Origin of the sequence: Geminicoccus sp. (assembly GCF_035556675.1) — a bacterium.
Taxonomy (GTDB): domain Bacteria; phylum Pseudomonadota; class Alphaproteobacteria; order Geminicoccales; family Geminicoccaceae; genus Geminicoccus.
The window spans coordinates 1-9,807 of record NZ_DATMFZ010000023.1 but is presented as its reverse complement, the minus strand read 5'-3'; the positions used below and the strand labels follow the sequence as shown (position 1 = coordinate 9,807).

Annotated in this window: 12 protein-coding genes and 2 tRNA genes; 7 read left to right on the top strand and 7 right to left on the bottom strand. The window is 69.1% G+C overall.

All coding sequences use genetic code 11. The annotated features are described in order from the left end of the window. Both VNS22_RS01535 and VNS22_RS01530 read right to left on the bottom strand, forming a co-directional pair. Positions 1 to 398 (bottom strand): hypothetical protein (locus VNS22_RS01535; RefSeq protein WP_325728894.1); only part of this gene is annotated, 398 nt, incomplete at its 3' end. A 125-nt stretch (positions 399 to 523) separates the two neighbouring features. Next, positions 524 to 1,282, bottom strand: coding sequence for an SDR family oxidoreductase (locus VNS22_RS01530; RefSeq protein WP_325728891.1), 759 nt, complete (start codon positions 1,280 to 1,282; stop codon positions 524 to 526). A gap of 199 nt (positions 1,283 to 1,481) precedes the next feature. Here VNS22_RS01530 and VNS22_RS01525 point away from each other — a divergent pair, with 199 nt between their 5' ends. Both VNS22_RS01525 and VNS22_RS01520 read left to right on the top strand, forming a co-directional pair. Further along, positions 1,482 to 2,306 (top strand): N-formylglutamate amidohydrolase, encoded by an 825-nt coding sequence (locus VNS22_RS01525; RefSeq protein ID WP_325728889.1) that lies wholly within the window; start codon positions 1,482 to 1,484, stop codon positions 2,304 to 2,306. Between the two features lie 26 nt (positions 2,307 to 2,332). Next, positions 2,333 to 2,632: a DUF1244 domain-containing protein gene (locus VNS22_RS01520; protein ID WP_325728887.1), complete on the top strand. Its 300-nt coding sequence runs from the start codon at positions 2,333 to 2,335 to the stop codon at positions 2,630 to 2,632. A 266-nt stretch (positions 2,633 to 2,898) separates the two neighbouring features. Here the strand turns inward: VNS22_RS01520 and VNS22_RS01515 are convergent, their stop codons facing one another. Both VNS22_RS01515 and VNS22_RS01510 read right to left on the bottom strand, forming a co-directional pair. Further along, on the bottom strand, positions 2,899 to 3,633 hold the full coding sequence (locus VNS22_RS01515) for an NAD-dependent deacylase (RefSeq protein ID WP_325728885.1): 735 nt from the start codon (positions 3,631 to 3,633) through the stop codon (positions 2,899 to 2,901). A gap of 239 nt (positions 3,634 to 3,872) precedes the next feature. Next, positions 3,873 to 3,948 (bottom strand) — tRNA-Asn (locus VNS22_RS01510). 97 nt (positions 3,949 to 4,045) lie between these two features. On the opposite strand from VNS22_RS01510, the gene VNS22_RS01505 reads away from it, so the two are divergent. Continuing rightward, positions 4,046 to 4,996 (top strand): glyoxylate/hydroxypyruvate reductase A, encoded by a 951-nt coding sequence (locus VNS22_RS01505; RefSeq protein WP_325728882.1) that lies wholly within the window; start codon positions 4,046 to 4,048, stop codon positions 4,994 to 4,996. 7 nt (positions 4,997 to 5,003) lie between these two features. On the opposite strand, the gene VNS22_RS01500 is transcribed toward VNS22_RS01505, so the two are convergent. The 3 genes from VNS22_RS01500 to VNS22_RS01490 form a co-directional block, all read right to left on the bottom strand. Next, positions 5,004 to 5,291 (bottom strand): hypothetical protein, encoded by a 288-nt coding sequence (locus VNS22_RS01500; RefSeq protein WP_325728880.1) that lies wholly within the window; start codon positions 5,289 to 5,291, stop codon positions 5,004 to 5,006. Between the two features lie 133 nt (positions 5,292 to 5,424). After that, a complete protein-coding gene (locus VNS22_RS01495) occupies positions 5,425 to 5,793 on the bottom strand; it encodes a hypothetical protein (RefSeq protein ID WP_325728877.1) in 369 nt (122 codons plus the stop codon). Positions 5,794 to 6,014: 221 nt separating this feature from the next. Further along, positions 6,015 to 6,089 (bottom strand) — tRNA-Cys (locus VNS22_RS01490). Between the two features lie 179 nt (positions 6,090 to 6,268). Here VNS22_RS01490 and VNS22_RS01485 point away from each other — a divergent pair. The 4 genes from VNS22_RS01485 to VNS22_RS01470 all read left to right on the top strand — a co-directional run. Then, positions 6,269 to 6,922 (top strand): protein-L-isoaspartate O-methyltransferase, encoded by a 654-nt coding sequence (locus VNS22_RS01485; RefSeq protein ID WP_325728875.1) that lies wholly within the window; start codon positions 6,269 to 6,271, stop codon positions 6,920 to 6,922. Between the two features lie 63 nt (positions 6,923 to 6,985). Further along, positions 6,986 to 7,315 (top strand): rhodanese-like domain-containing protein, encoded by a 330-nt coding sequence (locus tag VNS22_RS01480; RefSeq protein ID WP_325728873.1) that lies wholly within the window; start codon positions 6,986 to 6,988, stop codon positions 7,313 to 7,315. A gap of 148 nt (positions 7,316 to 7,463) precedes the next feature. Then, positions 7,464 to 8,006: a DUF2497 domain-containing protein gene (locus tag VNS22_RS01475; protein ID WP_325728871.1), complete on the top strand. Its 543-nt coding sequence runs from the start codon at positions 7,464 to 7,466 to the stop codon at positions 8,004 to 8,006. A gap of 154 nt (positions 8,007 to 8,160) precedes the next feature. Beyond that, a partial coding sequence (locus tag VNS22_RS01470; protein ID WP_325728868.1) for a valine--tRNA ligase occupies positions 8,161 to 9,807 on the top strand: 1,647 nt, incomplete at its 3' end.

Sequence of the window (9,807 nt, the reverse complement as noted above, 5' to 3'; positions counted from 1 at the left end):
GTGGCGTTGAAGAAGAAGCCCCCGCCGCCGAACACGCCCACCCCGTCGATATGGTTCTTCGCCCGATCCAGGGTCGCGTGGCGCACGTCGCTGCGGATCCCGGCATAGGTAATGTAGCCGACGAAGGAGCAGATCGGCCCGGAGCTCAGCCGCAACTGGCCCGACGCCGCCACCTCGCGACCCAGCATGTCAGCGCACTTGGTGCCGTTCAGGAAGTTTCCGGCCGCGTTCACCTGCAGGACGCAGCGCGTCCAGTAGGGTTCGTAGCCGCGCTGGTAGCCGAGCGAATAGACCTGCCAGATCCCGGCGACGTCCTTCTGGACGCAGGCGGCGAGCGCGCTGCCGGCCGGCAGGACGACCAGGGCGGCGAGGAGGCAGGCAGCGAGACGACGGATCATTGGCAGCTCCGGCAGGAAGAGGTCCATGCTCCTCCCTGCCTGCCGGTCGCCGCCCCTACAAGGTTATTTAATCGTTACTTGACCGATACTCGTGAAACAGCAGTTCCCGGGTATGCAGCCCCGGTTCACCGCACCGACATGCCGCCATCGACCGGCACGATCGCGCCATTCACATAGGACGCATCGTCGGATGCCAGGAACACCGCCACCCTGGCCACCTCCTCCGGCTGGCCGACCCTGGCCATCGGCACGTCGGCATACATGCCGGGCGCGGTCGCAGGATCGTCCAGCAGGGCCTGGATCATCGGCGTCGCGATGGGACCCGGGCAGATGCAGTTGACCCGGATGTTCTTCGCCCCCCAGTCCACCGCCAGCGTGCGGGTGAGCGACACCACCCCGCCCTTGGCGCAGGTATAGGCGTCCGCCCCCAGGATGCCCTTGATCGCCTGGATCGAGGCATTGTTGACGATGGCACCGCCGCCCTGCGCCACCATCACCGGGATGGCGTGCTTGCAGCCGAACGCCACGCCTTTCATGTTGATGGCGACGATGCCCTCCCAGGCATCCTCGGGCGTGTCGACGATGCTCGCCATCTTGTAGCGTCCGGTGGCGCTGTGCCCGACCGCGGCGTTGTTGAACAACACGTCCAGCCGCCCGGTCCCTTCGGTCGCGAACGCGACCAGGTCGCGGAGCTCCGCCTCCTTGGCCACGTCGATCCGGAACGCCCGCCCGCCGATCTCGTTCGCGACCTTCAGGGCGCCATCGCCGTCGAGGTCGGCCACCACCACCCTGCCGCCTTCCGCGGCGAACAGCCGGCAAGCCGCGGCCCCCATGCCGGAGGCCCCGCCGGTTACCACGATCACCTTGTCCTGGAAGCGCTGCATCGGGCTCGCTTGCTCCTGTTCCTGCCGCTGGCTCGGCGCAGGCCTTGCCCGGTTACCGGCGGTTGCGCAACCGCAGGCGCTGCCCATATGCCCGGCCATGACCCTGCTTCCGGCAGGGCGGTCACAGCTTGGTGCCGGTGTTGCGCCCCTGCCGCCCCGGCCGTTGCGCCGCGGCCGCATTGCCTGCCATGACCTCGCCATGACCACGCTGGAACTCTACCGAACCGAGCGGACCACCCCTTGCCTCGTGATCGCCGACCATGCCGGCCGGATGGTGCCGGAAGGGGTCGAGCTGGGGGTCGATCCGCACGACCTGGCCCGCCATATCGGCTGGGACATCGGAGCGGCGACCGTGAGCCGCCGACTGGCCGACCGGCTGAACTGCGGGGCGATCCTTTGCCATGTCAGCCGGCTGGTGATCGACCCGAACCGCCGTCCGCGCCTGGCCGCGTCCATGCCGGTGGTCAGCGACGGCACGGTGGTGCCGGGCAACCGGGACCTGAGCGAGGTGGACATCACCACCCGGATCCGCGACCACTTTCTCCCCTATCACCGGGCGATCGCCCGCTGGCTCGGTGAGAAGCGCCGGGCCGGCATCGTCCCCGCCCTGATCGCGGTGCACAGCTTCACGCCCAGGATGCTCGGCCAGAGCCGGCCCTGGCAGGTGGGCGTGCTCTGGCGCGGCGACCGCCGGCTGGCCCAGCCGCTCCTGGACGGCCTGCGCCGGGACCCGCACTTATGCGTGGGCGACAACCAGCCCTACTCCGGCGAGCAGGACTTCGGCTACACCGTCAACTTCCACGCCCAGCGCACCCATATCCCGCATGTGATGGTGGAGCTGCGCCAGAACGAGATCGACCGGACCGAGACGGCACTCGCCTGGGCCGACCGGTTGGCCGATCTGCTGATCCCGGCGCTGGCCGACCCGGAGCTCTACCGGATCTACGAGGGCGACAACCTGGCCGACCTGCCGGAGGGCACCAGCTGGCGCCAGGCAGTCAGCTGCTCGTCCTCGACCCGCTGATGACCGAACCAGGAAAGCTGCCCGCCATGGACGACCAGACCCGTACCGAACTGGAGGCCGCCGCGTTCCGCACGCTGGTGGCGCACCTGCGCAGCCGCAACGACGTGCAGAACATCGACCTGATGAATCTGGCCGGCTTCTGCCGCAACTGCTTGGCCAAGTGGTACGCCGCTGCGGCCAAGGAGCGCGACGTGCCCGGCCTCGACTATGAGGCGGCCCGGGAGATCGTCTACGGCATGCCCTATGCCGAGTGGCGCGAGCGCTTCCAGAAGGAAGCGACGCCTGAACAGCAGGCCGCGTTCGCGAACAACCAGCCCGATCACTGACGCTGGCGGATGCTGGCTCTAAGGCGATGGATTTTTCGCTAAGTTCCACAGGCAGCAGGAAGTTGTGGACGAAGCGCCCTGTGGACAAGCCGGGAAGGATCTGAGCCCGGCACTGATCCACCTCAACCACCGCCTCAACAGGGCCGCACGGTTATCCACAGAATCGACCTGCCTGTGGGAAGCGGGGACGAAGCGGCTGATCCGATTTATCCCGCATTGACTGCGTGGATCGTGCCACGTTCTCCCTGCTTATCCACAGGATGGTGTCAGGCGTGGACGGCCAGTAGCTCGGCCACGAAGCGCGGCACTTCCTCCGACGCCTTGCCGAAGCGCCGTTCCTCGAACCGGGAACTCACCAGCGATTCGGCGAGGTTGATCTCGACCGTGTGTGCCAGGCTCGAGCTGCGCACCGTCTCCACGAAGCCCGCGGCCGGATAGACGTTGCCGGACGTGCCGATCGCGATGAACAGGTCGCAGACTTCCAGCGCGTCCTCGACCTCCTCCATCGCCTTGGGCGTCTCGCCGAACCAGACGATGTCCGGCCGGAGCTGACCGGCGGCATTGCAGCCGGGACAGGCATGGATCGTGCCGAGATCGACCTCCCAGCGGCCGCTCCAGCCACAGCGCACGCAGCGCACCCGGTCCAGCTGGCCGTGCAGGTGCAGGACGGTGCGCTGGCCGGCCCGCTCATGCAAGTCGTCCACGTTCTGGGTCACCACCCGCACCTCGCCCGGCCAGCGCCGCTCGAGTTCGGCCAGTGCCAGATGGGCCGGATTGGGCTGCACCGCCGGGTCGCGCAGCTGCCGGCGCCGGTGGTTGTAGAAGCGATGGACGCTTTCCGGATCCGCGGCGAAGGCTTCCGGCGTGGCCACCTCCTCGAAGCGCCGCCCCTCCCACAGCCCGTCCGGGCCGCGAAAGGTGGGCAGGCCGGACTCCGCCGAGATCCCGGCCCCGGTGAGCACCACGATCCGTGCGTCTGCGCCGATCCGACGTTGTAGCATGAGTGACCATCCTCCTGCTGCCGCTGCCGGATTGATCCGGCTTGAGACGCGATCAGGCACGCTCAGGCAGGCGCGCCGGGTATCGTTCATCCGACCAGCATCCCTCTAGCCGCCCGCTTCGCATGCGTCACGGGGGCACGTGTCACGGGCTCGCAAAGCAAAATGGCGAGCGGACATGCAGGACCTGTCGCACCGGTCTCGCCGGCACGCAGCCACATGTTCACTCGCCATGGAATGGTTGGCTCCCCGGGCCGGACTCGAACCAGCGACCCAGCGGTTAACAGCCGCTTGCTCTACCGACTGAGCTACCGGGGAACGTGGGCTGCTTCTTATGGGCGCCCGCCGGGCTTGGCAAGCGCTATCTGGACGGTGCATCGATCGGCGGCGAAGGGTTCCACTACTGGACATGCCGATGCGCTTCGCCCTCCTGAGCCGGCTCCCCTACCGCCGTGTGCTCGCCTGGCAGGAACTCCTGCAGGGGGCACTCGGTGGTGCCGACGTGCTGGTGGGCCCGCCGCACGGTGATCCGGATCCGGCCGAGCGCGCAGCGGTCGAGGTGCTGTTCGTGGCCGATGCGGCGCCGGGCAGCTTTGCCGGCTGGCCCGGGCTGCGGTTCGTGCAGAGCCTGTGGGCCGGGGTGGACGGGCTGCTGGCCGACCCTTCCCTGCCGCAGGACCTGCCGCTCGCCCGGATGAAGGATCCCGCCTTTGCCGACGAGATGGCCGAAAGCGTCGTCACCCACGTGTTGAGCCTGCATCGCCAGCTGCATCGCTACCGCGCGCAGGCAGCCCTGCGGATCTGGCAGCCCCTGCCACAGCCGCGTGCGGCGGAGCGGGTGGTCGGGGTGCTGGGCATGGGCGAAATGGGCGCGCGCGCCGCGTCAGCCCTGCAGCGTCTGGGCTTCGTGGTGCTGGGCTGGAGCCGGAGCGGCCGGTCGGTACCGGGGGTCGAAGCCTATGCCGGGCCGGATGGCCTGGCCGCCATGCTGCCCCGGGTCGAGATCCTGGTGAACCTCCTGCCGCTCACCGAGGCGACCCGCGGCATCCTGGACCGCACCCGGCTGGCCCTGCTCCCGCCGGGTGCCTGTCTGGTCAATCTCGGGCGAGGTGGGCATCTGGTGACGGCCGACCTGCTGGCCGCACTGGACGAGGGGCGGCTGGACCACGCGGTGCTGGACGTGTTCGACGTGGAACCCTTGCCGGGTGATGATCCACTCTGGGAGCATGGTGCGGTATCGGTACTGCCGCACGTGGCCGCGGTCACCGACCCGCGCACGGCGGCCCCCATCGCTGCCGCCAATGCCCGGCGCTTCCTGGAGGGACACGAGCCGGACGGGCTGGTCCGGCGCGAGCTGGGCTATTGATGACGGATCACGCCGGCATCGTCTGGCGGACGACCTCGGTGGCGAACTGGTGGCGCGCCCGGTAATCGGTCGAGACCGCGCGGGCATTGCACCATGCCCGGAACGGGTCCGGCTCGATCCGCACCTGGACGACCGGCAGGCCCTGCTCCTGGAACAGGCGCAACGCCTCCTGCGCGGCGCCGTGCCAGGCCGCGAACGACGGCGGCAGGCGGTCGCCGTCGCTGAACAGGTCGCGCAGTTTCGGATAGTCGGCAGGATCGAACCACGGAAAGCCGATCGACGGAGGCATCGCCATTCTCTTGTGCCGCTTGTCTAGTCGCTGGTGCCGCATCCCAGGATGACGGCTGCCGGATGGAGCGCGGGCTCATCCCTGTATCGCATCGCGGCTCCGATAAGCCATGACCGTCGGATCATGTCGGTGACTAATGTCACAAGTTCGCAAGTGTTCTTTCAGTACCGGCAGCCCGACCAGTCGGGCTGTTGCCGGATGGCCCGGTCGCCGCGCAGCGGATCACCCAGACGTCGGAGCCGCGCCGCCGGTCGCGGCCGAACACCGGCAGCCGGCCGCCAGCGGGCGCCCCAGGCCCGAGAGGACGTGGCACGATGCCCTCGCTCAGATGGAGGATGGCCTCGTCGGGATCGATACCGGGCGGAATGCGCCACGCATCGCCGCCCACGTCATGCCAGCCGAGCCGCCCAAGCAGTACGACCAGTTCGCGACGCTGGACGGGACAGCAACCACTGGCACCCAGCTCAAACAGCAGGTCTCCGTTCACCGGGATCTCCTCGACGACCACCTGGACGGGCATTTCCCATGCACGGCAGATTCCGGCACCGCGGACATCCGCCATGCGGCAATCATGATCATCGTCCGGCGTGAGTCGGCCGGACGTCGCCGGCAGCTCAGGCCGCCGTCACCCCCGCCCGCCTGCCATAGCAGGATTCCCGGGAGCCTGTTCGCCCGACTGCGGGCCTGCTGCATCATGGGATGGCAGCAAGCGGATGCGCATTATGGAGGTGGAGGCCGGAGGGGGAATCGAACCCCCGAATAGCGGATTTGCAGTCCGCTGCATTACCACTTTGCTATCCGGCCGGCGGTGCAGGTTCTAGGCAGTGGCGCGGGCGCGGTCAACGCGGACGTGGCGCATCGGATGAATGCGCCGTGGCTGGCGGCGACCGCCCGGCGCAGCGGATCGACAGACGGCCCCCCTGCTTGCTATGAGCCGGCTCGTCCGGCGCCAGCCCGGGCCCGAAGAGATTCTGGGTGCTTGCATGAACGACTACGCCGCCCGCCGCCACCTGATGGTCGAAGCCCAGCTTCGACCGAGTGCCATCGATGACGAGCGGCTGCTCCAGGCCATGGACCAGGTGCCGCGCGAAGCGTTCCTGCCCCGGGCGCTGAAAGGGGTGGCCTACGGGGACGAGGACATCGTGCTGGGCGACGGCCGGCGGCTGGTCGAGCCCCTGGTGCTGGCCAAACTCCTGCAGGCAGCGGCGGTCCGGCCCGCGGACGTCGCCCTGGTGATCGGCTGCACCACCGGCTACTCGGCCGCCGTGCTCGGCCAGCTCACCAGCACGGTGTTCTGCATGGGATCCCAGGCCGAGCAGCTGGCCCAGGCCGAGAAGGTGTTCGCGGAAATCGGCTGCGACAACGTGGTGCCGGTGGTGGGCGACCCGGCGGAGGGCCACCCGGCGCAGGCTCCTTTCGACGTGATCGTCATCGCCGGTGCCGTCAGCAGCGTGCCGGAGAAGCTGAAGGCGCAGCTTGCCGAAGGCGGCCGTCTGGCGACGGTCCTGCAGAGCGGCCGCGCCGGCAAGGTGGCGGTGGTCACCCGGGTCGGCCAGGCCTTCGGCATGGTCACCCCATACGAAGCGGCTGCCCCGGAGGTGCCGGAGCTGCGCCCGGCACCCGCCTTCACCTTCTGACGGTCCGGCCGCGCCCCTGGTCCTGGCCGGGCCTGTGCTGATCGTAGCGACTGGAACCGATCGATGACTGCCCGTCCGCTTGCCATCGAGGTCGAGGAACTGGCCCGGCTCCGCGAAGGTCCGGATGCGCCGGTGCTGCTGGATGTGCGCGAGCCCCGCGAGCTGGCAATCTGCCGCTTCCCGGACAGCCTGGACATCCCGATGGGCAGCCTGCCGGAGCGCCTCGCCGAGTTGCCGACCGACCGCTCGATCGTGGTGGTCTGCCGCTCCGGTGCCCGCAGCATGCAGGTCACCCGCTGGTTGCGGGCGCAGGGGCGCGACGACGTCAGCAATCTTTCGGGCGGCGTGCTCGCCTGGGCCGAGCGGATCGACCCGAGCTGGCAGACCTACTGAGGCGCGGGCGCGACTATCTGGCGGAAACTGTCGTACAACTCGCCGCCAGGTTGCGTTGTGGCCCGATCCGAATCTACCATGCTGCCATGGCGGCACTGGCTACCCGGTTGCAGCCGTGCCGGACGGCCGCACCCGACGCGAGGACAGGATGAGCGAGCCGAAAAAGGACGTGCCCGAGCCGTCGATGGAGGAGATCCTGTCCTCCATCCGCAGGATCATCGCCGAGGAGGACGACGGGCCGCGGCCCTTGGTGGAGCAGGCCGGGCGTCCTGAGCCGGTCGGCGAGGACGTGCTGGAGCTGACGGAGCGGATCGACGAGCCGCAGCCGCTGCCAGAGTACCGCTCGGGCCCCCGTCCGGCCGATGCGCCGCCGCCCGCCCCTGCCCAGCGGCCCCAGCCCGACCCGGCCGTCGCAGCTTCCCGGGAGCTACCCTTGGCCGAACCGAGCCCGCTCGTTTCCAGCACCGCCGCGGCGAGCAGCGCCGCGGCACTCAGCAAGCTGGCCCGCGCCGCGACGCCGCCACCGCCCGAGACACCGCGGCCGATCGCCGGCCTCACCGTCGAGCAGCTCCTGGTCAGCATGCTGGAGCCGATGCTCAAGGAATGGTTCGACAAGAACCTCCCGGCCCTGGTCGAGCGGATCGTCGAGGACGAGGTCAAGAAGCTGGTGCGCCGCGCCGAGATGCAGTGAGGCCGGGGCCGGCCCCGGCCCTGCCCCTGTCCTGGCACCGCAGTCCGGCGGCGGCATGAGACCATCCCGGCTGCCTGCCTTGTTCGACGCGCTGCTTTCCCCTAAATCGCGGATCGCTCCTGCCCGGCCCCCGGGCCTCATTGGGATTCCGCCGATGCTCGACAAGACCTACCGACCTGCCGAGGTCGAGGCTCGCCTCTATGCCGAGTGGCTGGGGCGCGACGCCTTCGTAGCGAGCGGCGACGGCGAGCCCTGGTGCCTGATGATGCCGCCGCCGAATGTCACTGGCAGCCTGCACATGGGTCATGCCCTGACCTTTACCGTGCAGGACACGCTGACCCGGTTCGAGCGCAAGCGCGGCCGCCGGACGCTGTGGCAGCCGGGCATGGACCATGCCGGCATCGCCACGCAGATGGTGGTCGAGCGCAAGCTCGCCGCCGAAGGCAAGGAACGCCGCGCCATGGGGCGGGACGCGTTCCTCCAGGAGGTCTGGGCGTGGAAGGAGGAGAGCGGCGGGGCGATCGGTCGCCAGCTCCGCCGGCTGGGTGCCAGCCCCGACTGGTCGCGCGAGCGTTTCACCATGGATGCGGGCCTCTCATCCGCGGTGGTCAAGGTGTTCGTCGAGCTGCACCGCCAGGGCCTGATCTACAAGGACAAGCGGCTGGTCAACTGGGACCCGAAGCTGCAGACCGCGATCTCCGACCTGGAGGTCGACCAGAAGGAGGTCGACGGCAGCCTCTGGCACTTCCGCTACCCGATCGTGGAACGGCCCGGCGAGTTCATCACGGTCGCGACCACCCGACCCGAGACGATGCTGGGCGATAGCGGCGTCGCGGTGCATCCGGAGGACGAGCGCTACCGGCACCTGCACGGCCTGCACGCGATGCTGCCAATCGTCGGCCGCACGATCCCGATCGTGGCGGACGAGTATTCGGACCCGGACAAGGGGACGGGTGCCGTCAAGATCACCCCTGCCCACGACTTCAACGACTTCGAGGTCGGCAAGCGTCATAAGCTGGCGCAGATCTCGGTCCTGGACCGCGAGGGCAGGATCGCCGGCGAAGGCGTGCCGGCCGCACTGGTCGGCCTGGACCGGTTCGAGGCGCGCAAGCGGGTCGTGCAGGCGATGGAGGAAGCGGGCCTGCTCGACAAGGTCGAGAAGCACAAGCACATGGTGCCGCATGGTGACCGCTCGGGCGTGCCGATCGAGCCCTTTTTGACCGACCAGTGGTACTGCGACGCTGCGACGCTCGCCAAGAAGCCGATCGAGGCGGTCGAGAGCGGCCGGACCGTGTTCGTGCCCAGGCAGTACGAGAACACCTTCTTCGAGTGGATGCGCAACATCCAGCCCTGGTGCATCAGCCGCCAGCTCTGGTGGGGCCACCGGATCCCGGCCTGGTACGGCCCGGACGGTCAGGTGTTCGTGGCGGAGAGCGAGGCGCAGGCAGCGGCCGACGCCGCCGCGCATTATGGCCATGCCGTCGAGCTCACCCGTGATCCCGACGTGCTGGACACCTGGTTCAGCTCAGGCCTCTGGCCGTTCAGCACGCTCGGCTGGCCGGAGCAGACCCCGGAGCTCGAGGCCTTCTATCCCACCGACGTGCTGGTGACCGGCTTCGACATCATCTTCTTCTGGGTGGCCCGGATGATGATGCTGGGTTGCTGGTTCATGGGCGACGTGCCGTTCCGCACGGTCTACATCCATGGCCTGGTCCGCGACGAGAGCGGCCAGAAGATGTCCAAGACCAAGGGCAACGTGGTCGACCCGCTCGACCTGGTCGACCAGTACGGCGCGGATGCG

Excerpts from the sequence above, each read along its gene's own strand:
- VNS22_RS01530 (WP_325728891.1), bottom strand. The coding sequence starts at position 1,282 with ATGCAGCGCTTCCAGGACAAGGTGATCGTGGTAACCGGCGGGGCCTCC.
- VNS22_RS01525 (WP_325728889.1), top strand. The coding sequence starts at position 1,482 with ATGACCACGCTGGAACTCTACCGAACCGAGCGGACCACCCCTTGCCTC.
- VNS22_RS01520 (WP_325728887.1), top strand. The coding sequence starts at position 2,333 with ATGGACGACCAGACCCGTACCGAACTGGAGGCCGCCGCGTTCCGCACG.
- VNS22_RS01515 (WP_325728885.1), bottom strand. The coding sequence starts at position 3,633 with ATGCTACAACGTCGGATCGGCGCAGACGCACGGATCGTGGTGCTCACC.
- VNS22_RS01505 (WP_325728882.1), top strand. The coding sequence starts at position 4,046 with ATGCGCTTCGCCCTCCTGAGCCGGCTCCCCTACCGCCGTGTGCTCGCC.
- VNS22_RS01500 (WP_325728880.1), bottom strand. The coding sequence starts at position 5,291 with ATGGCGATGCCTCCGTCGATCGGCTTTCCGTGGTTCGATCCTGCCGAC.
- VNS22_RS01485 (WP_325728875.1), top strand. The coding sequence starts at position 6,269 with ATGAACGACTACGCCGCCCGCCGCCACCTGATGGTCGAAGCCCAGCTT.
- VNS22_RS01480 (WP_325728873.1), top strand. The coding sequence starts at position 6,986 with ATGACTGCCCGTCCGCTTGCCATCGAGGTCGAGGAACTGGCCCGGCTC.
- VNS22_RS01475 (WP_325728871.1), top strand. The coding sequence starts at position 7,464 with ATGAGCGAGCCGAAAAAGGACGTGCCCGAGCCGTCGATGGAGGAGATC.